22 protein-coding genes and 1 tRNA gene are annotated in these 26665 nt (G+C 60.6%); 15 read left to right on the top strand and 8 right to left on the bottom strand.

Annotated elements, in window-relative coordinates; translation table 11 throughout:
* The first annotated feature begins 79 nt into the window (after nucleotides 1–79).
* From rpsM to HHL09_RS01000, 4 genes are all read left to right on the top strand, one after another.
* Nucleotides 80–448, top strand: coding sequence for a 30S ribosomal protein S13 (gene rpsM, locus HHL09_RS01015; RefSeq protein WP_169452643.1), 369 nt, complete (start codon nucleotides 80–82; stop codon nucleotides 446–448).
* Between the two features lie 35 nt (nucleotides 449–483).
* A complete protein-coding gene (rpsK, locus tag HHL09_RS01010; RefSeq protein WP_343224871.1) occupies nucleotides 484–1032 on the top strand; it encodes a 30S ribosomal protein S11 in 549 nt (182 codons plus the stop codon).
* Between the two features lie 18 nt (nucleotides 1033–1050).
* Nucleotides 1051–1662 (top strand): 30S ribosomal protein S4, encoded by a 612-nt coding sequence (rpsD, locus tag HHL09_RS01005; protein WP_169452642.1) that lies wholly within the window; start codon nucleotides 1051–1053, stop codon nucleotides 1660–1662.
* A 235-nt stretch (nucleotides 1663–1897) separates the two neighbouring features.
* A complete protein-coding gene (locus HHL09_RS01000; protein ID WP_169452641.1) occupies nucleotides 1898–4963 on the top strand; it encodes an ELWxxDGT repeat protein in 3066 nt (1021 codons plus the stop codon).
* Nucleotides 4964–4976: 13 nt separating this feature from the next.
* Here the strand turns inward: HHL09_RS01000 and HHL09_RS00995 are convergent, their stop codons facing one another.
* The 4 genes from HHL09_RS00995 to HHL09_RS00980 form a co-directional block, all read right to left on the bottom strand.
* Nucleotides 4977–5369 (bottom strand): VOC family protein, encoded by a 393-nt coding sequence (locus tag HHL09_RS00995; RefSeq protein ID WP_169452640.1) that lies wholly within the window; start codon nucleotides 5367–5369, stop codon nucleotides 4977–4979.
* Nucleotides 5370–5392: 23 nt separating this feature from the next.
* Complete coding sequence (locus HHL09_RS00990; RefSeq protein WP_169452639.1) at nucleotides 5393–5839, bottom strand: helix-turn-helix transcriptional regulator; 447 nt, start codon at nucleotides 5837–5839, stop codon at nucleotides 5393–5395.
* A 51-nt stretch (nucleotides 5840–5890) separates the two neighbouring features.
* Entirely contained in the window at nucleotides 5891–7012 is a 1122-nt protein-coding gene (locus tag HHL09_RS00985; RefSeq protein WP_169452638.1) for a hypothetical protein, read from the bottom strand.
* A 232-nt stretch (nucleotides 7013–7244) separates the two neighbouring features.
* Nucleotides 7245–10253, bottom strand: coding sequence for a M16 family metallopeptidase (locus HHL09_RS00980; protein WP_169452637.1), 3009 nt, complete (start codon nucleotides 10251–10253; stop codon nucleotides 7245–7247).
* Nucleotides 10254–10414: 161 nt separating this feature from the next.
* Here HHL09_RS00980 and HHL09_RS00975 point away from each other — a divergent pair.
* The 4 genes from HHL09_RS00975 to HHL09_RS00960 all read left to right on the top strand — a co-directional run bounded on the left by HHL09_RS00975 (nucleotide 10415) and on the right by HHL09_RS00960 (nucleotide 16030).
* Nucleotides 10415–10501, top strand: a tRNA-Leu gene (locus tag HHL09_RS00975).
* A 609-nt stretch (nucleotides 10502–11110) separates the two neighbouring features.
* Nucleotides 11111–13531: a beta strand repeat-containing protein gene (locus HHL09_RS00970; RefSeq protein ID WP_169452636.1), complete on the top strand. Its 2421-nt coding sequence runs from the start codon at nucleotides 11111–11113 to the stop codon at nucleotides 13529–13531.
* 668 nt (nucleotides 13532–14199) lie between these two features.
* Entirely contained in the window at nucleotides 14200–15045 is an 846-nt protein-coding gene (locus HHL09_RS00965) for an aldo/keto reductase (protein WP_169452635.1), read from the top strand.
* Nucleotides 15046–15127: 82 nt separating this feature from the next.
* Nucleotides 15128–16030: an aldo/keto reductase gene (locus HHL09_RS00960; protein WP_169452634.1), complete on the top strand. Its 903-nt coding sequence runs from the start codon at nucleotides 15128–15130 to the stop codon at nucleotides 16028–16030.
* Between the two features lie 30 nt (nucleotides 16031–16060).
* On the opposite strand, the gene HHL09_RS00955 is transcribed toward HHL09_RS00960, so the two are convergent.
* Nucleotides 16061–17305: a hypothetical protein gene (locus tag HHL09_RS00955; RefSeq protein WP_169452633.1), complete on the bottom strand. Its 1245-nt coding sequence runs from the start codon at nucleotides 17303–17305 to the stop codon at nucleotides 16061–16063.
* 330 nt (nucleotides 17306–17635) lie between these two features.
* Between HHL09_RS00955 and HHL09_RS00950 the strand changes: the two genes are divergently transcribed.
* Genes HHL09_RS00950 through HHL09_RS00935 form a run of 4 tightly spaced genes read left to right on the top strand, consistent with a single transcriptional unit; the run spans nucleotide 17636 to nucleotide 21096 of the window.
* Nucleotides 17636–18022 (top strand): GntR family transcriptional regulator, encoded by a 387-nt coding sequence (locus HHL09_RS00950; RefSeq protein WP_169452632.1) that lies wholly within the window; start codon nucleotides 17636–17638, stop codon nucleotides 18020–18022.
* Nucleotides 18019–18921 (top strand): ABC transporter ATP-binding protein, encoded by a 903-nt coding sequence (locus HHL09_RS00945; protein WP_169452631.1) that lies wholly within the window; start codon nucleotides 18019–18021, stop codon nucleotides 18919–18921. The genes HHL09_RS00950 and HHL09_RS00945 overlap by 4 nt, the downstream gene beginning before the upstream one ends.
* A 4-nt stretch (nucleotides 18922–18925) precedes the next feature.
* Nucleotides 18926–20596, top strand: coding sequence for an MFS transporter (locus HHL09_RS00940; RefSeq protein ID WP_169452630.1), 1671 nt, complete (start codon nucleotides 18926–18928; stop codon nucleotides 20594–20596).
* A gap of 35 nt (nucleotides 20597–20631) precedes the next feature.
* Complete coding sequence (locus HHL09_RS00935) at nucleotides 20632–21096, top strand: hypothetical protein (protein WP_169452629.1); 465 nt, start codon at nucleotides 20632–20634, stop codon at nucleotides 21094–21096.
* On the opposite strand, the gene HHL09_RS00930 is transcribed toward HHL09_RS00935, so the two are convergent.
* Both HHL09_RS00930 and HHL09_RS00925 read right to left on the bottom strand, forming a co-directional pair.
* The gene (locus HHL09_RS00930; protein ID WP_169452628.1) at nucleotides 21065–21664 is read right to left on the bottom strand and encodes a hypothetical protein; all 600 of its coding nucleotides are present in this window, start codon (nucleotides 21662–21664) and stop codon (nucleotides 21065–21067) included. The two genes, HHL09_RS00935 and HHL09_RS00930, sit on opposite strands and share 32 nt — an antisense overlap.
* A 23-nt stretch (nucleotides 21665–21687) precedes the next feature.
* Nucleotides 21688–22167, bottom strand: coding sequence for a hypothetical protein (locus tag HHL09_RS00925; RefSeq protein ID WP_169452627.1), 480 nt, complete (start codon nucleotides 22165–22167; stop codon nucleotides 21688–21690).
* Nucleotides 22168–22306: 139 nt separating this feature from the next.
* Between HHL09_RS00925 and HHL09_RS00920 the strand changes: the two genes are divergently transcribed.
* From HHL09_RS00920 to HHL09_RS00910, 3 genes are read left to right on the top strand one after another with little or no spacing between them, the layout of a single operon-like run.
* Complete coding sequence (locus tag HHL09_RS00920; RefSeq protein WP_169452626.1) at nucleotides 22307–22927, top strand: N-acetylmuramoyl-L-alanine amidase family protein; 621 nt, start codon at nucleotides 22307–22309, stop codon at nucleotides 22925–22927.
* 48 nt (nucleotides 22928–22975) lie between these two features.
* Nucleotides 22976–24220 (top strand): hypothetical protein, encoded by a 1245-nt coding sequence (locus tag HHL09_RS00915; protein WP_169452625.1) that lies wholly within the window; start codon nucleotides 22976–22978, stop codon nucleotides 24218–24220.
* On the top strand, nucleotides 24217–25476 hold the full coding sequence (locus HHL09_RS00910) for a hypothetical protein (protein WP_169452624.1): 1260 nt from the start codon (nucleotides 24217–24219) through the stop codon (nucleotides 25474–25476). Before HHL09_RS00915 ends, HHL09_RS00910 begins: the two co-directional genes overlap by 4 nt.
* Nucleotides 25477–25626: 150 nt before the next feature.
* Here the strand turns inward: HHL09_RS00910 and HHL09_RS00905 are convergent, their stop codons facing one another.
* Nucleotides 25627–26655 carry a hypothetical protein gene (locus tag HHL09_RS00905; protein ID WP_169452623.1) on the bottom strand — a complete coding sequence of 343 codons (1029 nt, stop codon included), beginning with the start codon at nucleotides 26653–26655 and terminating at the stop codon, nucleotides 25627–25629.
* Between the last annotated feature and the right edge of the window lie 10 nt (nucleotides 26656–26665).

Raw genomic sequence — 26665 nt, 5'->3', positions numbered from 1 at the left:
ACAGCCCGCCCGCTTCGGGCAGGCCGGTCACTTTACAGTAGGTCACCCCTCGGCGTATTCCCGCTCACCAAAGCATCACATGGCACGTATTTTCGGTATCGAAATCCCAAACGAGAAGCGCATCGAGGCGTCGCTGCAATACATGTACGGCATCGGTAACACCACCGCCGGCCGTATTCTCGAGCAAGCGGGCATCGACCCGGACATCCGCACCGGTCAGCTCACGGAAGACCAGCTCGTCAAGATCGCTACCGTGATCCAGAGCCAGGGCATCATCATTGAAGGTGACCTTCGCCGTGAGAAGCAGGCCCAGCTCAAGCGCCTTACCTCCATCAACTGCTACCGCGGCATCCGCCACAAGCGCGGTCTCCCGGTCCGCGGCCAGCGCACCCGCACCAACGCCCGCACCCGCAAGGGCAAGCGCCGCACCGTCGGCGTGAAGAAGTAAGCCGCGCCTGACTGAATACCGAACCTTTTTCCGAAATGGCTGACGAAGAAACCAACACCCCGGCACCGGAAGCCGCAGCTCCTGCTGCCGCTCCCGCGACCCCGGCTGCTCCTGCCGCGCCCCAGGCCGAAGAGGCCGTCGCTCCTAAGAAGGACGACAAGAAGCGCGACATTTTCGCCGAGATCGCCGGCGCTGAGGAAACCCAGATCAAGGTCCACAAGGCCAAGGGTTCCAAGAACATTTCCCGTGGCATCGTCCACGTGACCGCCACCTTCAACAACACCATCGTCAGCGTCACTGACTCCAACGGCAACACGCTCGGCTGGTCGAGCGCCGGCAAGATGGGCTTCAAGGGTTCCCGCAAGAGCACGGCTTATGCTGCTCAGGTGGTGTCCCAAGATGCCTGCCGCCAAGCCATGGGTCACGGCCTGAAGGAAGCCGAAGTCCGCGTGAAGGGCCCGGGTTCCGGCCGCGAGTCCGCCGTCCGTGCCGTCCAGGCTCTCGGAATCGAGCTGCTTGCGATCAAGGACGTCACTCCTATCCCGCACAACGGTTGCCGTCCGAAGAAGGCGCGCCGCGTCTAATTCATTTTTCTACCGATCATGGCTCGTTACACCGGTCCTACCACCAAGATCAGCCGCCGCTTCGGTGTCGCTCTCTTTGGTTCCTCCAAAGCTCTTGAGCGCCGCAACTTCCCGCCGGGCCAGCATGGCCTGCGCGCCGGCCGCAAAAAGAAGAGCGATTACTCCGTCGCCCTTGGCGAAAAGCAGAAGCTCCGTTTCCAATACGGCGTCCTTGAAAAGCAATTCCGCGGCTACTACGAGGAAGCCGCCCGTCGCCGTGGCGTGACCGGCGAGATCCTCCTCCAGCTTCTGGAGCTGCGTCTCGACAACGTCTGCTACCGCCTCGGGTTCGGCAACAGCCGTCAGGCTGCCCGCCAGCTCGTCAACCACGGCCACGTGCTCGTGAATGGCAAGCGCGTGGACATCGCCTCCTACTCCGTGAAGCCGGGTGACAAGATCAAGGTCGGTGCCAAGCCGTCTTCCCAGCAGCTCGCGCTGCGTATGATCGACCTGACCCAGTCCGCTCCGCTGGTGGATTGGCTCACCCTCGACAAGGAAGGCCTCGAAGGCACCGTTTCCCGCATCCCGGACCGCGCCGACATCGACCCGCTCGTCAACGAGCAGCTGATCGTCGAACTTTACTCGCGCTAATCCGACAAGGATCGAACGATTTCAAAAGACGTCCGGAGGAAACTCCGGGCGTTTTTTGTTTTTCCGGAAGCTGCCGGAATCGCTCGCTCTTGGTGCCGGAAACGCTTTGGCAAGTGACGGAATGGGCGTTTTACCAGGCCGGACTGTGAATCTTCCGCGAAGAGAAGGTGAATCGGCCTGGGGTGCTTGCTTCACCCGGATGACATATCTAGGGTCCGCCGGTCCCCCTCGTCGCATGTCTTGCCTCCGTCCTGCACTTCTGGCGTTACCAGCCATCCTGAAGCTATCCCTGCCGCTTTCCGCCGCAGTGACGCCGGTGCTGGTGAAGGACGTCGCCGCGAACCAGCAGGGCACCAACATTTCGCCGTATGTCTCGATGGGCGACTACGTGCTTTTTCAAGGCGTCGATATCGTCCACGGGTCCGAGCTATGGATCAGCGATGGCTCGCCGCAGGGGACCACTCTGCTGAAGGATGTCTGGCCGGGGCCCTCCTCTGGCACCTCATCGAACATGGTGCGGGCGGGGAACCTCTGCTTCTTTTCCGGGAATGGCGGCAATAGCCCGGGGCCTAGCTCCGAGCTTTGGAGGAGCAATGGGACCGCCGAAGGCACCGTGATGGTGAAAGACATCCATCCCACCAGCAGTTCGAGCCCTGCGACCATCACGGCGTGGGGAAACCGGGTGGTTTTCGCCGCGGACGATGGCGTCCATGGCAAGGAGCTCTGGATCAGCGACGGCACCGAAGCCGGTACCAAGCTGGTGGCTGACCTTTCGCCGGGGATCGTCTCCACCGACTACGATTCCTCGCTGTTCAGTGCCAAGGAGGTCGGTGGCTATCTCTATTTTTCTGCCAAGGTCTCGGGCAGCGCGCTCGCCAAGCTTTGGAAAACGGATGGTACTCCTGCCGGTACTTCGCTGGTGGGTGATAGCAGCTTCTTCGGACCCGGTGCCATGGAAGTTCTGGGCGGAAACCTCTACGTCGCCGCGTTCGATGCCGGAAGCGGCGCTCCGAGTCTCTGGAAGGTGAATCCAGCCGGCCCTGCCATCCTGAAGCTGGGGAGTCTTGGGAACTCCAGCTATTCCTACAACGCCTCCCTGGAGGTGATGGGCGGAGTGCTCTACTTCACCAAGCCGCTCGACTATGCATTGACCGAGCTGTGGAAGACGAGCGGCACGGTTGCCACGACCATTTTGGTCAAGGCTCTCGGCCGGGCGGGGGGGCTGACCCGGATGTCCGGTCTATCCGGCAGGGCGGGAGAGGCTCTCTACTTTAGCAATTCGACTCCGGAAACCGGTGTGGAACCCTGGGTTTCGAACGGCACCGCCGCAGGAACGGTACAGCTTTTGGAAATCAATCCGGGAACCGGCGATTCCTATCCGGGGTTCTTCACGCAGATCGGCGGAAAGGCTTATTTTCGCGCCGATCGGGGCGACGATGGGAGGCATCTCTGGATCACGGATGGCAGCGCGTCGGGCTCAAGCCTCCTGAAGGAGTTCACCGAGGGCATCAGCGCCATGTCGGTAGCGGGGAACCGTCTGGTCTTTTCCGGAACGGATGCCTCCTACGGGAAGGAGATGTGGGCTAGCCAGGGAAACGCCCAGCAGACCTATCTGGTGAGGAATTTCCGGGGCACCAGTCCTTCCGATCCCAAAGCTTTCCTCAATGTCGGCTCCCGCTTGTTCTTCACCGCGAAGCCCGCGGGTTGGAGCCAGCTTATGGTCACGGATGGTACCTCGTTCGGCACGCAGTTGACCGGCCAGAGTTCACCCTACAATGCTTATCTTTCCGGTGGAGCGGCCTTGGGAAACCTGATGATCTACGGGTCCCAGGATCTGAACGATCACTACGATCTCTACAAGACCGATGGGACCACGGAAGGCACGACCAAGGTGAAGGAGATCTATCCTACGGGAAATGCCTCTCCGCAGGGCTTCCTGGGCATGGACGGCTATGTGCTCTTCTCTGCCAATGACGGCGTGAATGGCCGTGAGCTCTGGCGGAGCGATGGCACGGAGGCCGGCACCACGCTGGTGAAGGATGTTTTTTCAGGTAGCAACAGCTCGGAGATCCGCCAGATGACCCGGGTCGGTGATCTCGCGTTTTTCACTCACTTCGGTAATCCTTGGCGTACGGATGGCACCACCGGAGGAACCTCCCCGCTTGGGGTATCGATTTCATCGGTCTCCAATCTCACGGGGACGGGTCAGTTGGCCTTCTTTACGGCGGAATACGATTTCCAATCCACCGGCTTGTGGCGCAGCGATGGAAGCACGGCGGGCACCTACCGCATCGCGCTGCTGCCTTCATACCTCTTTTCCTCGAACCCGACCTACTACACCACTGTCCTGGGATCGGGCGGTTTGTTTTATTGGCTCGGGAGCGGGCCGAATCTCACCGGCACGGAATTGTGGCGGAGCGATGGCACGGAGGCCGGGACCTTCCGGATTCTACAGGATAGCGGTATCCGCCATGAGTATGGCCAAGGTCTAGCGGCCTTTGGGGGCGGCGTGACGTTCTGGTTAAAGACCGTCAATGGCTACTCCCTGTGGCGCAGTGATGGTACGGCGGAGGGCACGCGCGTGGTCATCGACTTGCCGGCACTGGATCCTGCCGTGCAATTCTACATCACCGAGCAGATCGTGGCCGGAGGGAAGCTGTGGTTCTTGAGTGGTGACGAGAAGAGCGGCTACACGCTGTGGCGAAGCGATGGCACCCGGGAGGGCACTTGGCCGGTGCCGATCGCCAACATGCCCTCGCCTTGGAAATACGGCACGATACTTTCGACGGTGGGGAATTACCTGATTTTCCCCTTGGACTCGGATACCTATGGCCTGGAATTCCATCGGCTGCCCTTGGAGGTGAGCTTGAGCTCGCCGGAAGCTTGGACAGCCTGGCGGCAAACCTCGCGACTGGAGGGAGCCCGTGCGGACAAGGATGCCACTCCGCATGACGATGGCGTGACGAACTTGCTGAAGTATGCGTTTTTCCTCGATGGTTCCCGCTCCGACGTGACCCCGATGGTTCCGGGCATCGGCACAAAGGGCCTGCCATCGGTGAGGATCGCGGGCAGCGGGGAGAACAAAGTACTGCGTGTGGAGTACCTCCGTCGGAAAGGCAGTGGCCTGAACTACGTGGCAAAGGTCTCCAGCACGCTTGCCCCCGGTTCTTTCACCCCGATGGGTGGCACCCAGACCATCCAGCCCGTAGATGAATTCCGCGAACGGGTGATCCGCGAGCAGCCGGTGGATGCCACTCCGGGCACGCGGATCTTCGGCATCGTCGAAGTGACGGGATTGTAGGCAAACAAGCAGACTATTCGCCTTTTACCTCGTAGATCTGCAGAAGGTTCCCACAGGTATCTGCAAAGATCGCGATCTTCACGATGCCCACGTCGGTGGGATCCATCGTGAATTTTACTCCACTTTCCTTCAGGCGTTTCGATTCGGCTTCAACATCCTCCACCTCGAAAGCCGTGCAGGGAATGCCTTGTTCCATTAGCCCTTCCTGATACGCTCTGGCAGTGGGATTCGCATTGGGCTCAAGCACCAGTTCGACATCCGGGTGTCCTTCAGGGGAGGTTACTGTGATCCAACGGAACTCGCCCATGGGGATATCCTTGCTCTTCTGAAAGCCGAGCACTCCGGTGTAGAAGGCGAGCGCGTGGTCCTGATTGTCGACGTGGATGCTGCTGAGTTTGATTTTCATCGGATGGAAGCGGCGAATCTAACCTAGGCTTGCCTGGGCCGCTTCTCGGAAATTGCCTTTTCGACCGGGGGGCTGCCCATGAGCGTGAGGCAGCCAGGAATTAGCGCTGCCGGCATTTCCTTGGCCGGAGTGGGGTTGGCATAGCGTTGCCGCCATGCGGAAGGTGTCATGCCGCTGCGTTTCGTGAAAAGCGTGCTGAAGCTGCCGAGGCTGGAAAAGCCGAGCTCCAGGCAAATCTCCGTGACGGAGAGGTCCGTGAGGATGAGCAGTTGCTTGGCACGGTCAATCTGCGCAATCGAACGATATTGATGAGGTGTTCCTCCGAAGACAGCCCGGAAGAGCCGGATGAAATGGTGTGGCGCGAAACCTGCGCGGCGTGCGATCTCGCTCACCGAAGGATGCGGCTCCTCATCAGTCCGCAAGGCTTCGCGGGCGAGGCAGAGTCGGCGCAGGACTTCAGCGTGCAGCATCGCAGGCGATGATCGCACACCGAGGGCCCGTGGCAACCTCGCCCAGCCGCCTCATCCCGCGAAGGAGACCGCCGGCTCAACCTTCACGCGCAGGGACTCTGCGGCAATCTCCGATGCTCCCTCGACGCGGAAGCTGCGATATTCCCAGCCGGTGGAAAGCATCGGCAAGCCGTTGGTGGAAACGCCCTGCACCTCGGTGAGTTTCATCGCAGGGAGATCCACGAGCTCTTCGGCGGCATCGATCACATAGACCATGCCATCGATTTCATGAGAAACCTTGGAGCCGCTGCCTGCGAAGACGGTGCCGCTGCGGACCGGAAGGGTGACGACAAGTCCTTCTCCCTGATCCGGGATCGCCGTGGTGGCGGTGAGCACCTTCCCGTCGTCCATGCCAAGCAAGGGTTCACCATCCAAGGCATACTCCATCAGGTTCGTGCGACCGTCGTCATCGGGATCCGCATTCGGTGCCGCGTGATTGCCCGTGAGTCCCTTCGAGGCTGCCCATTCCTGATAGCCCGGGCCCGCGTGGGAAGGGATGGTGAGGGTTACGGCGTTGTCGTCCATGTAGTTTACCACGAAGCGATTCGCGCCGACGTTGAGTTCGGCTCCATTCGGGGCATTCGCGAAGCTGCCGCTGAGCTCGCCCTCGTAGGTGAGCAGCGTGAGCTTGGTGCCCGGAGGCAAGCGGGTGGCGGCGACGTCCTGTACCAGCAACTCCGCACTGCCCAGATCGACCTGGCCGCGGGCATCGATGCGATCGGTGCTGCCGCTGGCGCTATCGATCTCGATCTTCAGCCGGGTAAGAGGTGAAAGGGAAAGGCCCAGGCAAGTGAACTCGCCGAGAGTTCCGGAGAATCCAAGGGGTGCAGGCAGTGCTGCCCGATTCAGCGAGCCATTGGGAAGAAGGGTGCCGGCATCCACCGTGGTGTAGCAGGGGTAGGGGTCCTCGCCTCTCAAGCTCAGGGTGCCGGAATTTTCGTCCCTCAGTCCTCCATCGAAGGCTTGGTCGGAAAGGGCGAACCAGTGCCTCGCAAGTACGGCATCCTCCGTAGCAAAGAAATCAGGGCTGCCGCTGCCAGCCCAGGGCTGGTCTGCCGCCTGCGATGGCTGGCTGGCAGAGAGGGCAAGCAGGGTGAAAAGGGCTGGGCGGAACGTCTCGGTGATTCGGCTCATGGAACGGAGTTGTTCGCCTTCCCTTTATGCACCTGGCATGCCAGCCGGGGCGGGGGATCTTTAAGTTGATCGAAACGACTCCCGATGTTCCTGCCTCAGGCATGAGCGGAATTGATGGATGATTTTGGAGGTTTGGGTAGAAAAAATGAGGGACAAGCGTTTCCGCTTGTCCCTTTGAAGTGCCTTGGCTGACGCCTTAGCCGCGATAGGCCGGGGTCGGTGATCCTTTTCTCTACTCGCCTTCCTTCGCGGCGGGGTCGGGGTGAATAAGCACCTTCAGGACGCTCTTCTCGGTGAGATACTTCTTTGCGACTTCATCCAGATCCTTGGTGGTGATGCTGGCGTAGTCGGCATCGCGACCGCGGATCAGATCGAGGCGCTCCTTGTCCTCCTGGGACTGGGCCATCACGGTGCCAAGCCAGTAGGTGTTGTCGCGCTTCGACTTCTCGAGCTGAGCCTGCAGCGGCTTGCGCGCGCGCTCCAGTTCGTCGTCATCGGTACCATCCTTCGCGAGCGTGGCGCCGAGTTCCGCGGCGATGTCTGCGAGTCGCTTGGTGTCTTCCGCCTTGCCGACGCACTCGGCGGCGAGGAAGCCGAAGCCTTCGAGGCCTTCCGAGCCATTGGCGCCGGCATTCGGGCTATAGGCGGCGCCCAGCTTCTCGCGGATCTCCTTGCGCAGGCGGTCGGTCAAGATTTCGCCGAGCAGGTTGAGGCGGCGGAAGAGCTTGGTGTTGCCACGCAGGCCATCGGTCTTCCAGATCACCATCGCGGTGCCCTGCGGGATCTTGCTCTCATAGGTGAAGGTTTTCTCAGCCGGAGACTTCGGCACTGTCACCTTGCGCGCGGCGGCCAGTGCGGGCTTCTCCTCGGCACGGGCGGGGAGGGCACCGAAGGTCTTCAGGACGAGCGGCAGCAGCGTGCTCTCGTCGAAATCCCCGACGATGCTCAGCTCTAGGTAATCCTTCGTCAGGGCGGGAGTGAGCCACTTCTTCGCATCTTCCAGCGTGTAGGAGGAAAGCTTCGCCTCATCCGGCACGCCGAAGCGGCTATCGCCACCGTGCAGCCAGGCATCCATGCCGGCCTGAGCGCCCGCGGGTGAGTGCTTCAGCTGTTGGAAAATCATCGGCACCGCCTTCTTGAACTGGGCCATCGCCTCATCGCGGTAGCCCGGGTCGGTCAGCTGCGCGCACATCAACTGGAGCTGCAGCTCGAGATCCTCCGGCGTGGTGCGGCCGGAAAGCGTGAACACATCGTCGGAGATGGCGAAGCCGGTGCCCACATTCTTGCCCGCCAGGATCTGCTGGAGGTCATCGACGGAGTGTTTCCCGAGTCCGCCGGCGTCAAAGACGCTGCTGGCGAAGAGATCCAGGCCGGGCGTGTCCTTCGGCTGGGTCAGCTTGCCGGAGCCGATGCGTGCGAGCAGGCGGATGCTGCCCTTTTCAAAGTCCGTCTGCTTGAAATTCAGGCGCACGCCATTCGAGAGCACCGCCTGCGTCAGGCCGAGATCCTCGACGTTTTTCTGCGACTTCACCGTCCCGGCCGCGCCGAATTCGGTATAACCGAAGGCCGCCGCACCCTTTTGCTCCGGTGCCTCCACCTTCTCGCTACGAGATTCCTCGTAGATCGACTGCAGGACGCCGCGGGCATTCTCCGGCTCCACCTTTGTCGTCAGCACCAAGTGCAGGCCGCGGTCCGCCCAGAATTCGCGGAATGCGGCGTGGCAGGTCTCCGGGGTGATGGTGTCGAGGCCCTTCTCGATGATTTCCAGATTCGTCTCCGGGGTGGAGAAAACACTGCCATCATTGATCGAGCGCGCGATGCCGGTGGCGAGGCCTTCGGACTTGCGGCTTGGCGCGGTCTTCACTGCCTGCTGGTAGCTATTCAGGATATTCGCTTTCGCTTCCGCGATCTCCGCATCCGTGAAGCCGAATTCCAGCGCACGGCGGTATTCCTTCTCCAGGATCGGCAGCGCCTCCTGCCAGCGGTCATCGGTCACCGTTACATCGAAGGAGCCGAGCTCGGCGTAATTGAAAAGCTCATCGCGGCTGGCGCTGCCTTTCGCGATCGCGGAACCATCCTGCTTCGCGATCCGCTCGAAGCGGCGGCCGATCGCGGCGTGGGCGATGCCCAGCGGCAGCAGGGAAAGACGGCGCGTGCGGGTATCCGCCACCGGGCTGAAGGGACGCACGGACACGAGCGAGAGCTCGGTGGCGGGCACCTCCTTGTCGGAGAAGACGGCAGGCTTGATGCCCTCCACGTTCGGGATCTCACCCAGCGCGGGATTTTTCCCCGGCTCCTGCGGGTTCATCAGGCTGGAGAAGCTTTCCTTGATCTTGGCCTCGATCTCCTCCGGCTTGATATCGCCGACGACCACGAAGGTCATGCGCTCCGGCGTGTAGTAGCGGGTGTAGAAATCCACGAAACGCTCGCGCGGGGCCTTCGAAATCACGTCCTCGATGCCGATCGGGAAACGCTTCGTCACCAGGGAGCTCGGGAGCAGCTCCTCGAACTGCTGCTCCATCAGGCGGTAGCCCACGGAGTCACGGCTGGTCTTCTCGGAGAGAATCACGCCGCGTTCCTTGTCGATCTCCTCGATGTCCAGTTTCGCGCCATCACCGAAGTCCCGCATCACCGTGAATCCCAGATCCATCGTCTCCTTCGAGAGGTCCGGGAGGTCCAGCATGTAGACGGTCTCGTCAAAGGACGTGTAGGCATTGACGTGTGCGCCGAAGGCGATGCCCAAGCGCTGCATGCGCGGGATCAGCTCGTCCGGCGTGAAGTTCTTCGAGCCATTGAAGACCATGTGCTCCAAGAAGTGAGCCAGTCCGCGCTGGTCATCCGCCTCCATCAGCGAGCCCGCGGCGATGTGCATGCGCAGGGACACCCGGCCCGGCGGCTCGGCGTTCGGGTAGATCAGATAGCGCATGCCATTCGGCAGCTTGCCAAAGACCGCCTTCGGATCGGCCGGGATGTCGCTCTGCTCCTGCGGCCATGTCTTGGCCGGGGCTTCCGCCACCGAGGCATCGGTCTTCACGAAGACCACTCCGGAGTCGCCGGACGGCGGCTTGGAGCTTTCGCCCGCTGCCCCCGTCTTGGCAGCCTCCTCCTTGGATGCCGTTTCCGCCGCGACTTCCGCTGGCGGAGCCGCGGGCGGGGGAGGCGCCTTCGGGCTACGGATGATGAGGGCGGCCGCCGCAGCGGCCAGAATGAGGCTCAGGATGATAGGCGCGGGGTTCCGCATGATGGGGACAAGGCTGGATTGGCAGGGCCGGGATTGGCAACGGTGAAAGCGTTGCCGGGGTCCCGGATTTTTTCCGAAGATTTCCGAAGAATCGGTATTGCAAAAATCCGCGGGCCATGGTGCTTTCGCGGCCCGCCGATCCGGCGGGGCAAAAAACAGATGCGCGCGTGGCGGAATTGGTAGACGCGCTAGATTCAGGTTCTAGTGGGGGCAACCCCGTGGAGGTTCGAGTCCTCTCGCGCGCACCATCTTGTTGATCAACGAGTCCCGAAGCAGAAAAGTTCCGGGATTTTTTGTTGAGTAGGGCTGCTGCTGCCCCCGGACTGCCTTTAATTTTGCTACCGGCTGCATTTAGCACCGGCGAAATTAGCTCTGGTCCGTCTCCTTCTTTGAACTGCGATTATGCTCGGGAGCATCCGTTAACCAAGATCATGGAGAGAAAAACACGAGCGAGCCTCCTCGTGGTCTGGCGAGGATAACGCGTCTCTGCTGCGCCTGAGTCGTATCTGGCCGGCGCTGAGACACCTGCGGGTTCATCCTCGTGTTGAAAGTCACACCCGCCGACGTCCAGGACCGGGACGGAGCCCTTCTGTTGCTGCCCCGCCTCGCCATCTCATTCGGCTGGCTCAAACGGATCTGGGCGGCATCGAAGCGAGTGGGGCGAATTGACTTTCCCATTAATGAGATGCGGGCCAATCGAGGTGTGGGCTTGAGCCTCCGAGAGATGTTTAGCGAGAACTAAGGGAGATACGATGGATTAACAAGTTTGATACGGGAGAAGAGCCATGACCCTGTTTCCCATTGACGCACCGGCAGGGCGCCTCCAACTAAGTCAACCCATGATCCTCACAAAGCCCATGAAACCGATTAATTGGTTGTTACCCTGCCACTCTTCCCTTGCTTTGATTCTAATCCCGCTGGGCACAGTCTCAGCGGCCACCATCGATTCCGCCAATTCAGGAAATTGGAATGAGGCTACAACCTGGTCCGGCGGAGTCGTCCCTCAAACCGGGGTGGCAGATACTGCCGCTATTCTCTCCGGCCACACAGTCATCTACACAAATGGAGCCCCGTTTGCAGGCTTGGATGGATCGAACGATTTTGGAGTGGGGAATGGCAACTCCGTAAACATCAATGGCGGTGTCCTCAGCCAGGCGGAAGGCGGATGGTGGGTTCGCATCGGGCATAAGGGTGCGGGTACCCTGAACATCAACGATGGGCGTTTTCATGTCACGGATTCAACCGGGGGCGGCACCAACCTCCAGGTAGGCGTTGAAGACAATGGCAACGGCACCATCAAGGTTGGCGACAACGTTGGGGATGCCGGGAGCGCCGTGCTCAACCTTCGGGACCGGGTGGATCTGTCCCCCAACGGCGGGGCGTTCACCATGAATCTTGCACCTGGCACAGGGACCGTAGGTGTCGTCACCATCAACTCTGACGGGGTTCTCGAGGGCGACCAAAAGACTTGGGACGGAACCACAATTGTCCTCAATCCCCACATCCGGATCGGGCAGTCGACTTCCGAACTCGAAAGCTCCCTCACGGTGAATGAGGGCGGGCAATTTAACGCCCGCGGCAATGTTGAGGTCGGGGCCGGAGGTGGTGCGAAAGGCCTGCTGCATCTGAATGGTGCGGCAGCCCGGATGGACATGTCCGACGGAGAGCTCACCGTCGGCTTTACTGGCACCGGCGCGATGAAGGTAGAGAACTCCGCTGTATTTGCCCGCACCAACACGAACGAAGCCAGGTCCGATCTCTACGTCGGTCGAAACGATACCGGCAACGGCACCTTGACCATCGCATCCGGCGGACAGTTCCGACGCGAGGCCGGAGGGAATGTTGGCGACCTGCGCATCGGCTTCAGTGGAACCGGTGTGTTGGACGTCCAAACCGACGGCGTCTACGAGAACTCATCGGGAAACTGGGATTGGCTCGGTCAAAATACCACCGGTAACGGCACCGTGAATGTGAACGGCGGCTCCTTTCAGATCTCCAGTGGCTCGAATCTCGTCGTGGGTGCGGACGGCACCGGAACTTTCAATCACAACAGCGGCACCACCAATGTCAGCGGAATCCGGGCTGGCGTGAACAACGGCACCGGTCTTGTCACGGTCAGCAATGGCACGTTCACGGTCCGAGGCGGACTCTACCTAGGCGGAGACTCCACTACAAGCGGAGGAACCGGCACCGCTACCATGAATCAAAGCGGGGGAACGCTCGAGGTTGGCGGGGCTCTCGTCGTCGGCATTGCAGCCAACCATACCGGCACTTATAACCTCAGTGGCGGCACCGCATCGCACATCGGCTCCGACATCAGCGTGGGCGAGTCCGGCACCGGCAGCCTCATCATCGGGGCGGGAGCTAGCCTCACTGATACTTCAATAGCCGACGGGCAATTCTTTGTGGGGCGTAACGAGGGATCCAGTGGCACGCTTATCGTCAACGGCACGCTCGACAAAAGCAGTGGCACGAGCCCGATACGTGTTGGTAATGGCAACACTGACGGGGTTGACAACACCAACGCCACAGGTCTCCTCGGCGGAACTGGCTCCATTTCCTCGGGTAGCGGCTTCCGCATTGGTGCGAAAGGAACGCTTACTGGCGGTCTAAGCACCACGGTCGGCGTGCTCGGTCTCACGGGGAATCTGTCCTTCTCCTCGGGTGGTAAACTCCATGTGGATATCGACGGTGCTTCTGCGGACCGGGTAGACGTTACTGGCGACCTGGAACTCGCGTCCGACAGCTTCACGTTCAATGTCCTCTCCGCGCCCAGCGAAGAGACTTACGTCATTGCCAAGTACACCGGCAGCCTAACCGGCGTGATCTCCAGCGCAAACATCCCTGCAGGATACGCACTCCAGCACGATGTCTCCACCAAGGAGATCAAGCTCACGAAATCGGTGGGCGGGGGCTACATGGCGTTTATGGAGCAATTCCCCGGTCTCAGCGAGGCGGACAAGCTCCCGACCGCGGACCCGGATCAGGATGGCCTCAGCAATCTGATCGAGTATGCCATTGCAGGCTTGAATCCGACAGCTCCTGACGCGTCGCCCGGTACACTTGCGAATGGCGTGATCAGCTTCGCAAAGCGCGATGTTGCCGTAGCCAATGGCGACGTCTCTTATGTGATTGAAGAATCAACCACCTTGGGTGCGGAGCCGGATCCTTGGACGCCGGTCACCACCTATCTCATCAATGACCCTACGGCCATTTCAGCTGAGATCCCGGTGGGATCGGCGAAGCATTTCGCTCGTCTCGTGGTCACCGAGATTTGATTAAACCTTCATCCTGTGCCGAGTCACAGGTGGCAGAAAAAAAGGGCACCCGGTGATTGTTCGGGTGCCCTTTTATTATTCCGGCACTGGCATTTCTTGATGCTCTTCGGGAGGTAGTTCCTTCCGAGCGGGTGGATTTGCTCGAGCGGGAAATGGAAAGTCTCTTTGGGGTGGCTCAGCGATGAGGAGGAGTGAGGCGGAAGAGGAGACCACTTCCCATGCAACCGTAGAACTGCGGGCCTGACGCCCTACCAATTCGTTTGTTCCCGCTGGCAAAAGGAAGCCAAGCAGATGAATCCCATGAGCAGGATACCGGATCAAAAGTTGAGGGAGCGGTGAAACGGACTGGGTGTCATGTTTTCGAAAGCGAAGGATGGGTCCGGTGCTTATTCGGATGCCTATCACGTTCATCAATAGAAACTCCTCAGGAGGGCAGCCGCTCGGCGAGATCTGGAATTCCGCCCCGCAAGGAGGTCACCGGACCCGTCTATAAGAAGGAAAAACACCGATCCGCATGTGCTGGATGCTGGAAGCGGCGGGTGGGAGGGTGATACGTAGAGAGTTAAGGTTTGTCCTCGACCGATGAGCTGCCCCTGTCATCCTAAGGAGCTATGAATCGCCGGGAAAGCCTCCGTCTTCTCACCGCATGTGCGGCGGTTTCTCCGGTCATGGCCGCGGATCAAGCGGCTGCTACTTCAATCCCGCTGCGGGCAATTCCCTCTTCGGGTGAAAAGATCCCGGTGCTCGGGGTGGATTCGGCTGCCAATACTCCGGAGAAGCGGTCGGCCGAGGTCGAGGAGTTCTTGAAGCCCTTTGTTGAGATGGGAGGAAAGATGGTGATGGTCTCCCCGCGTCATGAAGGCGCGGACGAAGCCATCGGTAATGCACTCGGCAGGCTTGGCGTGAAGGATGAGGTTTTCCTCGCCGGGATGATCCGGGTACAGGGCAAGGAGGCAGGAGTGACCTCCATGAAGGAGACTATGGTGAATCTCGGCACAAAGAAGATGGACCTGATGTTGATATCAGACCTCATTGATGTGAAAGCGCACCTCAATACCCTCCGTGGTTGGAAGAAGGACGGGCTGATACGCTACCTCGGACTTGAAGTCTCGTTTCCTGTTCCCCAATACTTGGATGAGACGACACGGCTGGCAGCTACCGAACCCCTTGATTTCATCCAGGTCCGCTATTCGCCTAACATGCCCCAAGCGGACAAGAAGCTGTTGGGAGTCGCATCCGACAGGGGCATCGCAGTAATCGCGAACAACCCTTTGGGGGGCGGGAACATCGCCATCAAGTCTCAGGCCATGAAGCTGCCTGGATGGGCGACAGAGTTGGGGTGCAAGACTTGGAATCAGCTCTTCTTCAAGTTTACCATCTCTCACCCGGCGGTCACTTCATCGGTGCTGACGATGGCAGCTCCTTCGCTGCTTGCGGAGATCGCGGAGGCTGCACAGGGTCCGATGCTGGATGCTGGGCTCCGGACCAAACTCCTCGAACTCTTCAGCTCCTAGGCAAGCATCGTTGGATGGGGGATAGAGGGAAGTTAATGCTTTCTCCTCGACCCGTGGATCAACCCTGTCATCCTCAGGGGCTATGAATCGCCGGGAAAGCCTCCGTCTTCTCACCGCATGCGCAGCGGTGTCTCCGATTAGGGCCGCGGACCAAGCGGCTCCTCTTTCGATCCCGCTTCGTGCGATTCCTTTTACGGGTGAAAAGATTCCGGTGTTCGGGGTGGTTTCGGCTCCGAATACTCCGGAGAAGCGGCCCGCCGAGGTCGAAGAAGTCTTGAAGCCCTTTGTTGAGATGGGAGGAAAGATGGTGATGGTCTCCCCGCGTCATGAAGGCGCGGATGAAGTCATCGGCAATGCGCTCGGCAAGCTTGGGGTGAAGGACAAGGTTTTCCTCGCCGGGATGGTAAGGGCGCAGGGCAAGGAGGCGGGAGTGACTTCCATGAAGGAAACAATGGAGTGCCTCGGAACGAAGAAGATGGACCTGATGCTGGTGGCAGATCTCGTGGACGCCAAAGTGCACCTCGATACCCTGCGCGGATGGAAGAAGGACGGGCTGGTGCGATATATTGGACTCGAGCACTCGATTCCTTCCAATCGTTACTTTGAGGAGATGACGCGGTTGGCTGCCTCCGTGCCCATTGATTTCATTCACATCGACTATTCGATCAGCAGGTCCATGGCGGACAAGAGGCTGCTCGGAGTCGCCTCTGACAAGGGCATCGCGGTGATCGCGGCGCGTCCTTTGGGAGGCGGGGAAATTGCCGTGAAGGCGGATACCATGGAGCTGCCTGGATGGGCTGCCGAGCTAGGGTGCAAGTCTTGGCACCAGCTCTTCCTCAAGTTTGCGCTCTCCCATCCCGCGATCACATCATCAGTGATTACGATGCCCAGTCCTTCGTCGCTCGCGGAACTCGCCGAGGCCGCGCACGGGCCGATGCTAGATGCAGGCCTCCGGACCAAGCTCCTCGACCTCTTTCGCTCTTAGCCGAGCGTGTGGCGTAGGGGAGGACAAGGATTACTTCGCCATCAGTTCTCGCCATTGGGCGGCGAGTTCCGGATCGGAGCCTTCCACCTTGCGGATGATCTCGGTGATCCCAGCATTGCGCACCGGGCCTTCCGGAAGCGTCTGCACCCACTCCGTGGCTGCAGGGGCATCGGTATTTAGCCAGCGGGATACCACGCCCGGAACGGCGGCTTCCTGTTCCTTGGCCGACAGGGTGGCGGCCCACTTTCCGGCTTCCGCCGGTTCGCGATCTGCCCACGATGCCGCGGACTGTTTCGCCAGATCGAGTAAAACACCCTCCGGCAGCTTTGCCCGCGTCTCCTGATCCGCGAGCATCTTGCTCCACGCCTTGTCCGGGGCAAAGCGCTCTAGCCCGTTCGAGAAGGCCGGGAAGCGGCTCGCGTCCATGTTGCCTGCCTGAATCTGGGCGGCGACGTCCAGCGTCAGCCGGGTCAATGCTTCCTCGCGCGCTTTCCGGGGGACTTGGGCCATTCTCCAGTTCAGCCCGGTCAGGAGCCCTTCCTGGATGACGGGGTCCTTGATGTTCTTCAACGTGTTTTCATCCCAGCCGGCCTCGGCCAGATTGGTGGCGGTAGACATCCTTCCGGCTAGCCCCATCGAAGCAGCCGCTTTTTCATCGGCGGTCCCGAGGGATTGGATTCTCTCCACCGCATCACTCAGGGATATGTGTTTGCTGCTGAAAATGGACCGGAGGTAAACATCGGGAATCACGCCATCTTTGGCGAATTGCTGGATTGCCGTGTAGGCGGATTCAAATGCTGCCAGGCTCTGGTGGGCGGACTGTCCCAGAAGCTTCGAGGCACAATTGTCGCGCTCTCCGGGCAGCAAGTTCGATTCGAGGATCAAGGCGAGGCACCTCTCCGTCGCGCGGATATCTCCACGTATCCCGCAGAGATCCGATGCGATCGTCAGGAGTGCGAGGGATCGCTCATCCGGTGGGATTTTCTCCAGTTCGGCGAGCATCCCATTGTAATCCCCCTTGAAGGAAAAAGCTGAGACCGCGGCTTCCGCGGAAGCGATCTTTGTGTCCTTCGATTTGTCCGGTCGCGCCGTCCGCGATTCCGGAGAAGGGCGCGGTGCTCTTGATTCCGCCGCAGGCTGTTTGCTGCCCTCGGCACTCGGTTGATCCCCCGGCTGTGGACGCTTCTGGCGTTCCATGAAGAGAGCCACCCCGAGCGCGACGCATAGCACGCTGAGCACTGCCACAGTGTATTTCCGGTCAAGTCCGAGCTTCATTGGGTTTGGGTCGCTTGGGATAGGGTGGGGGGCTTGCTTGGCCTTTGGGCATGGGTGATCAGAAAGGCGCCTTATCCTCTCCGGAGTGACTCAAGGGCGCGGCGCTCGATCCACTGTCGGGCTGGACCAGCGAAAGCGCGTGAGGATGGAATCATACCCATGATAGGGTAAACTCGGCACGAAGTTGTGGGGTAGGTCAAGCTTCGGGATAAAGGCGCAAACGAATGCTAGAAGGGGCTGCTCCCGATTGCGCGGGAGAGGGATTTTTGGGGCGTTTGCGGAAATCTCTTGATGGTGATACAGATGGGGTGTATCACCTGTCTCACCTGCATGTTGCCGTTTGTTCTACGTCTTCGGGAAGGCGAGCCGGTCTCGGATCAGATCGTCCGGGCGGCGCACCATGCCCTCGCCAGCGGAGAGCTGAAGGAGGGGGATTTGTTCCCCTCCACCCGCGCGCTGGCGAAGCATCTGAAGATCTCCCCAACCACTGCGAACAAGGTGATCCAGCAGCTCCGCGAGCTCGGCTTCCTGGCCACGCGGCCGGGGATCGGCATGGTCATCCAGACGCCGCATCTGCCGGAGCTCCGGCAGCGGCTTTCCCTGCTGGAGCCTGCTGCACGGCGCTTCATGGAGGAAGCACGAGCCCTGCACTTGAAGGTGGACGACTTCGAAACCCTGCTCCGGAGCCTGGAAGCTCCCGATGATTCCCAGCCATGATCACGATCCGCAATCTCCGGAAACGTTTCCGCAGCCATGAGGCGCTGCGCGGCGTGAACCTCGATATCCCCGAGGGAAAGGTGACCGCTTTCCTCGGCCCGAATGGTGCGGGAAAGACGACCACCATCAAGTGCGCGCTGAACTTCATGGAGCGCGATGAAGGGGATGTGAGCGTGATGGGCTGCGATGCGCGGAAGCTGGCGAAGCCCGAGTGGCAGCGCATCGGCTACGTCTCCGAAAACCGCCGCCTGCCGGAGTGGCTCACGGTGCCGAAGCTCATGGACTATCTGCGGCCGATGTATGGATCCCGCTGGGACCGCGATTTCGAGAAGACGATGATCCGCGATTTCCAACTGCCGCTCAAGACACGGCTGAGCGCAATGTCTCGCGGGCAGCGGATGAAGGCCGCACTGCTGGCCGCGCTGGCCTATCGCCCGCAGCTCGTGGTGCTGGACGAGCCCTTCTCCGGACTGGATCCGCTGGTTCGGGATGAATTCCTCTCCGGACTTCTGGAAATGACGGAGGCGGAAGGATGGACCGTTTGGATCTCCTCCCACGACATCGAGGAGGTGGAGCGCTTTGCCGATCGCGTCGCGATCATCGATGACGGGCGTGTGGACTTGCAGGAGGAAGTGGATTCCCTTCAGGGCCGCTTCCGCAATGTCGAGCTGTGGTTCGATGGAGAGACCGCCTTGCCGGACGAGCTGCCCTCCTGCTGGCTGAATGCGAAGACCACCGGGCGCACGATCACCTTCAGCGATGCAGGCTACGATGAATCTAGTAGCCGCGATCTTTACCCCCGGATTTTCCCCGGCTGCCGCCGCCAGGAAGTGGACCGCATGACCTTGCGCGAGGTCTTCGTGGCCCTGGCCCGCAGCTACCGTAGCAGAACCGCCTGAGACCATGCCCTACACACCCTTTGCCCGCTTTCTAGCCATCGCCCTGGTCGTGCTCTGTGGCGTCGGTCTCCTGTGGCCGGACGACCGCGCCGTTCACTGGATGTTCTACGCGCTCGGCGCGGTGCCGGTGCTGCTGGGCATCTTCACCGTGAGTGCAGTGCGCAGTGCGCCGCCCTTTGATGACCGCTCCTTTCATCGCGGCCTGCCGCTAGGGGATGGCTATGCATTCTTCCGCGTGGTGTGGATCCATCTGTTGGTGCCCGCGGGCATCGCGCTGCTGGTGTTGACCTATTGCCTGCTGATGAATTTCGGGTGGCGCGCGATGATCTGGGGCATCCTGATGTTCACGCTGCCCGTCTGGGCGCTATGCTCTGCCTTGGGGCTTGCGGCGAGCAATGCGATCTCGGGCCAGCATTGGAAGTCCCTCTCGTGGATCGCGATCTTTGCCACGCCCGCATTCTCCTGGCTGTTCATGTATTGGATCCGGCAAGGGATCGACCCGGAGGATACCCGCCAGCGCTTCCGTATCTTGCCGCTGCACACCATCGTGCTCGCTTGCTCGCTGCTCTATCCGCTCTGCTGGTGGCTTGCTGCCGTCGCGCGGCGGCGTGGATTGTCACTCGCCTTTGGCGCGGCCACCGGCATTCTGATACCATGGCTGGCGATATACGGCGGCTACGGCACGGTGCCGGAGCCAGCACTGGAGCTGGAGCAGAGAACGCCCAGGGGAAGCGTGGACGTCACCGTGACGCGGAAGCCGCTGCCAAGCACCACCACCGGCTGGCTGCCGCCGGGCGATGTCTTCGAGGTCTCCGGCTTGAAGGAAGGCGAGCACACGAGCTTCATCCCGGAGCTGCGCCAAGATGATCCGCTCGAAAATCGCGTCTTCATCCGTGGTGGCTATGTCATGGACGGGCGTCCGCCCGACCCGAAGAAGGTGGGCTACTTCCCGCTATTTGCATCGATGAAGGACGGCAAGATCGTGTGGGGTGAGCGACCGGTGTGGGAAGAAATCCGGAAGCAGATGCCGCCGCACGAGAGCTTCGACGCGAGGAGGTCGGATGAGTCGCTGCGCGAGGGGGAAATCGCCCTCAAGGTGCCAGAGGCTGAGGTTACGTCTGACAGCGAGCTGCAGGAGACGCCGCGGAAGCCGCATCAGTCCCGGCAGATGACGAGGTCGGAGTTCCTTTCCAGCGAGTGGGAGGCATGGGTGGGCGAGCCGGGGAAGTGGCGGATTCTGACAAGCTGTCCGGCGGATAAGGGCGTTGCCTTACGTCTTCCCGAAGGTGGCGTATTGAAGGTGCTACCCGCGAGAATGGGGGAGGACGGGAGCTGGCAAGTCCTGATCAAAATCTATCGGGAGAGCTTGTGGCAATCCGGTGGAAGCTGGCGCGGTCGGGAGGAATGGCGCTATTCTCTCCCGAGGGTTCTCATCCTGGATGAAAGCGGGAAGCATGTCGACGCTGCACGGCGCTCCGACTTGAATTTGGAGGAGGTCATGCTCGGTCAGGTGATGGTGAACCGCTACGATATGGGACCTCGTGACACGGAGCACTTCAACGAGCGGAATGAACGGGTGCCGAAATCCAAGGTTTTCGTTTTCCTCTGCGATGCCTCCGAGGCCTCCTGGACCAAGCAGTTCCTCCCGGTGCCGAAGGAAATTGAAGATCGATAGCCAAATGGCGCGCGCCGTGGTTTTTTATCCGGGTGATGCCTCTCCGTCCGACGACCTTTTTCTATCTCGGGATCTTTCCCTTGCTCATGCTCATCTGGGCGTGGGTGGACTCGGTGAAGTCGCACACCCATTGGGCATACCAGCGGACTCTGCATCACGGGTTGGTCTTCGAGCTCTCTGAGTCACGGCTGGCTTTTCGATCGGTCACCCGGACCCCGGACAATACCGCGCCACTGCCCAATCACTTGCCATGGTACGGGAACTTCAATCGCTTCGGTTCCATGCAGACCCGCGCGGATGGTACGCCAGTCCCTGTATTTCCCATGCCCATGCATGATGAACTCCGCCCATGGTATCCCAAGGGCTTCGACTACCGCGTGGCTACCATTCCGATGTGGCTGATCATTGCCGGCTATCTCGCGCTGTGGCTCGGCATCTCATGGCGTCGTGCGCGGCGTGGGCAAAGGCTCAGGCAGGAGTACCTGCTGGCAACAACGTGACGCGGCGGCGGAGGTGGCGCCAATAGACCAGCGCGGCCCATGGCAGCGTGTAGGCGGTGAGGATCAGCCAGTGGGGCAGCCACAGCGTCGGCGCGCTATCACCCCCTTGATACTGGAAGTGCGCGAGCCACGATGCCCTTCCCGCGATCTTGTTGCGCCGCCATGGCTCCTTTGGAAAGAGGGGCGCATTCCACTTGCTGATCCATAGCGCGCCCTCCTTGTTGCCGATGGAGATGGTAGGCTGCAGAGAGATCGGCCGGGTCTCCAACTGCGGATCGACGATCTTGGGCGGCGTGTATTTGTAAGGCATCAGCGGCAGCGGCGGGCGATCCTCAGGCATGGTGGAGAGGTCGAAGGATGGGACGACCAGATCCGGCTGCGAGTCGAAGATCTGGGGAGCCGCGTAATAGACGGGGGCCGGCAGCTTACTTTGTTGCGTAATCGTGGGCCCGTTCGGGATGTTTGCGCGTGTATCGTAGCGCACGGAGTCCACCCAGCTCCAGACGAGAAAGAGGAAGATCGGCGCGCCTAGCCAGAAGGAGCGGTATCGAAGAAAGCCGGGACCCATGGATGAGAGAGGTCGGTTCTGGGTTATCGCGTACGGCCCGAGTCGAGCACCTCAAGCTCCCGGATTGCGGAGACCCTCGAGAGTTCCTTGCTGTATCTCAGCCACGCTTGGTCGATCGCACTCTGGTCCACGCCGTGATTGCGCAGCGCGATCCTTGCTTCATCCACTCTGCTCTTCTGGATGCGCGAGTGCTTGTCGGGCGTCTGTGGATGGCGGGCTGCATCATCAGCCATCGTTTGCCCCACATCGAGCAACTCCTGAAAGGCCTGCAAGGCGGCATCGTGATCGGAGGTCTTGAGCGCCTTCTCCATCTTGCGCACCGCGATTGCACCGGTATCCGCCTCCACTGCATCGCGTGTGCGTGCCTTGGATTCCAGCGCGCGCGTCGTCGGAGTACCCGCCTTTGCAGCGCGTTGCGCGGGGTCGGCAGGCGCAGGCGTGGAATCCTTCGCGCCATCGCAGGAAAGCAATGCCAGGGAGACAAGGATCAGTCCGGGTTTCATGAGACGGGGGCAGGCTGACATGAGAGGCCCCCGCAGTGGAAGAAAGATCGAGACCATGCTTGAAGCAGAGGGACCGCCTGTCTATGCAGTTATGATATTCTGCGTCCCTTCGCTCATCCAAGCCCCCTTTCCCCCGGAGATGAAGACCATGCTCAATCCACTTCTCGCCCGTGCTGCAGCCGCCCTGCTGGCCTTGGCCGCGCCTGCCTTCGCCGGCACCATCCTCATCGATCCCGGTCACGGCGGAAAGGATCCGGGTGGCAGCGCGGAGCAGCTGAAGGAATCCGAGTGGGCAATATCTTTCGCGAAGGCACTGGAAACCGAGCTGAAGGCACAGGGCCACATCGTCATCCTCACCCGCACCGAGGACCAATTTCTGCCGCTTAAGGACCGCGAAGCACTCGTTCATCAAGCGAAGGCGGACGTCGTGCTCGGCATCCATCTTTCCTCCAGCAAGAACAGCTCCGACCATGGCATCCGCATCTACCGCTGCCCCCGGGCCGAACTGGCCGATCTCAGCCCGAAGGAGAACGAGTTGGCGGAGCAAATCGGAAAAGCCTTCAGCGCCGAGCTTAGCGCGAAACCCGTGGTCAGCAATGGCCACTTGGGAAGAGCATTTCTGGGGAACAAAGGCGCGCTGCTGCTGGAACTCGGCTACCTCTCGAACTCGGATGACCTGAAGAACATCCGGAGCCCCGAATATCAGCGGGAACTCATCAAGGCACTGTCCGGCGCGGTCACCGGTGTTCTGGCGCAGTAGTGCGGACGGCGAGCGCCGGGGCCTGACGAACATTCACCACCGCGTCCCATGCTTAAGTCCGGCCTGATCTTTGTCATCGCAGCGGCTGCGGGATGGGGACTCAGCTCCTTCGTGAAGGTGACCCCGGAGACGGCAGTCCCTGAGAAAGCGAAGCCGGTCGCAGTAATTGAGAAAGCGGTGCCGAAGCAGAAGTGGACGCGTGAAGATGTCCTCCGCTCCGCGAAGGAACGGGCAGAGCAGGTGAGTTCGCCGGGCTTCAATGCATATGAGGAAGTCGTGGCGGATTGGACCACCGCAGAGATCCGCGCGGCGCTGGAGGCCAGCCTGAAGCACCCCGGTTGCCTTTTGTCCGACGGCCCCGCGTCAGAGCTTCCGGCATCGCTTTTGGGCGTGTGGATGAAGCGAGATCTGGATGCTGCCTTGGCATGGATGGAGGCACTGGAGACGGGCACGATGAAGCGCAAGCTGCTGCAGGGCATGGCTTCCCGATGGCCGCTGGAGCGGGCGGCAGAGGGCGTTGACTATCTGGCTTCGCATCGCGATTCCTTTCCGGGTGTCTCGGGCTCGCTGATCCTGAACAAGGCAATCCAGCATAGCACCGGGGAGGGGCCTGAGGCGGTGAAGGTGATGATCCGGAAGATCCAGGATGCCGGACTGGAGTTCGCCAATTTGGGAGAGGAACTCAAGGTTCCGGAGGACTTCAATTTCCAAACGCTGATGGATTCCCCCGAGCTCGATCTGATCTGGGAAAATGGAATCGGGGAAGAGTTCGCCCGGCAGTGGTTCGCGCAGGATCGGGAAGCGGCTTACGCTTGGACGCAGCGGAAGCATGGCTTGGAAAGTGTGTTTAACCTGACATACAGAGTGGGTGGTAATCTGCGTGCCGACATGCAGTGGCTGGGGGGCAAGGTCGAGGCGATGAATGCGGATCAGCAGGAAGTGTTCTTCGGATCGGTGGATTCGGCTTTCCGGTATAGCCCCTCATTCGCGGGCCTTCTTGTCGAGGGTCTGAAGGATCCCGCCCTCCAAGAACAGACTCTCCTGCGCTATGGTGCGGCGGCTCTGAACGGACCAGCTGTACCTGATGCACTGGCGCTGCTGGAAAAGGTAAGTGAACCCTCGAAGCGGATCGCAGCCATCCAGCAAGTTCTCTCCGCGGCGGAGGGAGAAGGTATCGAACGAAAGATTTACCTTAACGCGAAGAGTCACGGGGAGTTCCTGCGCAGGAAGCTCGGAGAATGGCAGGCGACGCCGGAGCAGATCGAATTCATCATGAAGGGCCTGGCACCATGAAGGGGAGCGTCCTCGGGATGCTGGCCCTCGTGGCTGGCTTGTTGGCGGGAGCGAGTGGCCAGCGGAGCTTCGCCGGGAAGAAGGTGGTGCAGGACGATGCATCGGCGGATGCAGCTCATCAGACCGGTGCACGCATGGAGGCGGAGAGCTCCCGCGCCGCGGGACCGAAGGAGGTGCGGGGAAAGCATGATTTGGCGGCGTTGTTGCGGTGGCGGCAGCGCCAGGACTCCGGAGACCCCGAGCTCCAACGCGAAATGGAACGCATGTCGGATGTGGAGCTGAGGGATCTGATGGCGGAGTTCGCCGGGCAGTTGAAGGAAGCTGGCGACGATCGGATCGCGATGAATCGAGCCATCGAGATGGCGGCGAAGGAGCTCTACCGACGGGAAGGTGAGGACGGGATCCGCTGGGCCTTCGCTCTCGGAGAAGGCAGGCGCGTCGTCCTCTTCAATATGATCTCCGCGGCGGCGTTTGACGATCCGGGCATGGCGCTCCCTTGGTTGGACGGTTACGAGAAGGAGTTCGGCAAAGGGATGGTGAGCACCATCGCGAACGAGGCGGTGAGAGGCGCAACCTCCCGCGGTGCGGAAGCCCTGCTAAAGTTGCGGCAACTCTACGGTGAGCGCTTGAGAGGGGCCTCGTTTCCCGGTGGAAGGTTCCCGGAGGATTTTGATTTCAAGCTCTTTGCCAAAGGGATGAAAGGTGATTACCGTTCGCATGCTGCGATGCAGTACTGGGCAGCGAAGGATAAGGACGCCGCGTGGGCCAGCATCAGGGAAAGCGCCGCTGAGGGAGTGGACAATCCTCATGACATGGGTGTGCTATTCTCCGGGGTAGCCCTGATGGAGGGGGATCGGAAAGCAGCGGAGTGGATCATCCCGAAGCTTGATGAGATTCCCGAGGATAAGCGGATGCAGGCCGTGCGGGGGCTGCGTGGCCAAGGCCAGCTCACGCCGGAAGGTGCCAGGGTGTTGCTGCCGCTGTTGAGAAATGACGAGGAGCGAGTGGCCCTCGTGGCGACCTGTGTTTTCCCGATGTCGAATAGCGGGCTGGAGATGCTGAAGTGTCTTCCTGATGAAGGGTCGCGAGCCAACGCCCTGCTGGAGGTAGCTCGCAGCTACAGCTTCCAGTCTGTAAATGTGCCTCCGCTCCAAAGGGAGAAAATCACGGGGTTCTTTCAATCGGCGATGGAAGAATTGAAGTTGCCGGAAGAAGCCAGGTCGCAGATTACCCAGAAGTATGAGGAGGGGAACTGAGGGATGGTTTTCACTTAGGATGCAGGGTCCGTGGAAAATCTCCGCTGGGCGGTGGATCGGATCGTGGATCGGTGATTCAGGAGCAGGCAAGGCAGTGCTTGCAGACCTCGGCTAATCGGTTCGGTAGCGAATGAATGGTGTCCGCAGGCTTCACTTCTCTTTGCTAGCATCAGCATCTTTGATGCGCAGGATGGGGTAGGCCTCCACCAACTCGTCGTGAACCGTGTTCTCACTGGCGATCACTGCCATCTTGGCGAGGCTTTCAGCAGGCAGTTTTTCCAAGAGTTCGGAAATCTTCGCCGCGCGCTGTTTGTCTCCGATCCCTGTCCAAAGCAGATCGCCCAGCCGTGTGCTAGCCGGAAAATTAGGATCGGGCCAATCTTCAACGCGGGCCAAGGCACCGGCCGGATCAAGCCGTGCCCATTCGGAGAAAAGGCCGTTGATCGATACGCCCTTGCGTGCCAATTCCTCCGCGACTCCAGTTTCGATCCATGGACGAGGGTCGGTGCCGTGGGGTATAGAGATGCCTGATAAGCCTCCGAAAGGATCTTCATCGGCATCGGTGTTGGAAAAGAGTTCCCATGGCACCTGATCGCAGGCTTCACGAAGAGCAGCAGGGCTTTGTGTCGCGAGATCTTGGAGCAACTCGGAGAGCGTGTCGTAAGAGCAGGGCGGCTTGCGCTTGCTGCCAATGACCGCTTGCAGGGCTCCATCGGGATCGGCAGCCGCCCAAGCCTGCATCAGCGCTTTCCGGTAAGCAGGGAAATGCTCATTGATCCAATCCAGCGCTTCTTTCTTTTCCTGAATCGCGAGATCGTGGATCGCCTTATCGAGGTTCTCTTCATCGGCCCTCATCTGGTCCCAGTCGCGCGAGTCTTCCCCTGCCTCCCGGCTTTTCATCAGGGCCTCGATTCGTGCGCGGAGCTGCTCTCCATTGAACTTCGTGAATGTGGTCGAAGGATTGACGGTCTGCATCTCGTCCTCCAGCCGCCATTCCTGATTCAAGCGCTCTAACTCCGCTGCGAAATCCTTGATCGGCTTCTCGCGTGCCATGTCCTGATGTGCGTCCGCGGTCATGGCCGCGTTGCTTCCGGATGGATCCGCTGAATTCGCCCGGCCCGCGAAATAGGCAGCCACCGCCAGAAACGGCGGGAGCAACCAGATGGGGGACGGACGCATGGAAGGAGAA

Origin of the sequence: Luteolibacter luteus (genome assembly GCF_012913485.1) — a bacterium.
In the GTDB taxonomy this organism is placed as follows: Bacteria; Verrucomicrobiota; Verrucomicrobiia; order Verrucomicrobiales; family Akkermansiaceae; genus Haloferula; species Haloferula lutea.
Note: the sequence above shows the minus strand (reverse complement) of the source record. Positions and strands in the feature narration are given on the sequence as shown.

What these genes read in the sequence shown, in the direction of transcription:
- HHL09_RS00970 (WP_169452636.1), top strand. Translation starts at nt 11,111, where the DNA reads ATGAAACCGATTAATTGGTTGTTACCCTGCCACTCTTCCCTTGCTTTG.
- HHL09_RS01000 (WP_169452641.1), top strand. Translation starts at nt 1,898, where the DNA reads ATGTCTTGCCTCCGTCCTGCACTTCTGGCGTTACCAGCCATCCTGAAG.
- HHL09_RS00950 (WP_169452632.1), top strand. Translation starts at nt 17,636, where the DNA reads ATGTTGCCGTTTGTTCTACGTCTTCGGGAAGGCGAGCCGGTCTCGGAT.
- HHL09_RS00985 (WP_169452638.1), bottom strand. Translation starts at nt 7,012, where the DNA reads ATGAGCCGAATCACCGAGACGTTCCGCCCAGCCCTTTTCACCCTGCTT.
- HHL09_RS00945 (WP_169452631.1), top strand. Translation starts at nt 18,019, where the DNA reads ATGATCACGATCCGCAATCTCCGGAAACGTTTCCGCAGCCATGAGGCG.
- HHL09_RS00965 (WP_169452635.1), top strand. Translation starts at nt 14,200, where the DNA reads ATGGCCGCGGATCAAGCGGCTGCTACTTCAATCCCGCTGCGGGCAATT.
- HHL09_RS00935 (WP_169452629.1), top strand. Translation starts at nt 20,632, where the DNA reads ATGCCTCTCCGTCCGACGACCTTTTTCTATCTCGGGATCTTTCCCTTG.
- HHL09_RS00960 (WP_169452634.1), top strand. Translation starts at nt 15,128, where the DNA reads ATGAATCGCCGGGAAAGCCTCCGTCTTCTCACCGCATGCGCAGCGGTG.
- HHL09_RS00905 (WP_169452623.1), bottom strand. Translation starts at nt 26,655, where the DNA reads ATGCGTCCGTCCCCCATCTGGTTGCTCCCGCCGTTTCTGGCGGTGGCT.
- HHL09_RS00915 (WP_169452625.1), top strand. Translation starts at nt 22,976, where the DNA reads ATGCTTAAGTCCGGCCTGATCTTTGTCATCGCAGCGGCTGCGGGATGG.
- rpsK (WP_343224871.1), top strand. Translation starts at nt 484, where the DNA reads ATGGCTGACGAAGAAACCAACACCCCGGCACCGGAAGCCGCAGCTCCT.
- HHL09_RS00955 (WP_169452633.1), bottom strand. Translation starts at nt 17,305, where the DNA reads ATGAAGCTCGGACTTGACCGGAAATACACTGTGGCAGTGCTCAGCGTG.
- HHL09_RS00990 (WP_169452639.1), bottom strand. Translation starts at nt 5,839, where the DNA reads ATGCTGCACGCTGAAGTCCTGCGCCGACTCTGCCTCGCCCGCGAAGCC.
- HHL09_RS00925 (WP_169452627.1), bottom strand. Translation starts at nt 22,167, where the DNA reads ATGAAACCCGGACTGATCCTTGTCTCCCTGGCATTGCTTTCCTGCGAT.
- HHL09_RS00980 (WP_169452637.1), bottom strand. Translation starts at nt 10,253, where the DNA reads ATGCGGAACCCCGCGCCTATCATCCTGAGCCTCATTCTGGCCGCTGCG.
- HHL09_RS00910 (WP_169452624.1), top strand. Translation starts at nt 24,217, where the DNA reads ATGAAGGGGAGCGTCCTCGGGATGCTGGCCCTCGTGGCTGGCTTGTTG.
- HHL09_RS00995 (WP_169452640.1), bottom strand. Translation starts at nt 5,369, where the DNA reads ATGAAAATCAAACTCAGCAGCATCCACGTCGACAATCAGGACCACGCG.
- rpsD (WP_169452642.1), top strand. Translation starts at nt 1,051, where the DNA reads ATGGCTCGTTACACCGGTCCTACCACCAAGATCAGCCGCCGCTTCGGT.
- HHL09_RS00920 (WP_169452626.1), top strand. Translation starts at nt 22,307, where the DNA reads ATGAAGACCATGCTCAATCCACTTCTCGCCCGTGCTGCAGCCGCCCTG.
- HHL09_RS00930 (WP_169452628.1), bottom strand. Translation starts at nt 21,664, where the DNA reads ATGGGTCCCGGCTTTCTTCGATACCGCTCCTTCTGGCTAGGCGCGCCG.
- HHL09_RS00940 (WP_169452630.1), top strand. Translation starts at nt 18,926, where the DNA reads ATGCCCTACACACCCTTTGCCCGCTTTCTAGCCATCGCCCTGGTCGTG.
- rpsM (WP_169452643.1), top strand. Translation starts at nt 80, where the DNA reads ATGGCACGTATTTTCGGTATCGAAATCCCAAACGAGAAGCGCATCGAG.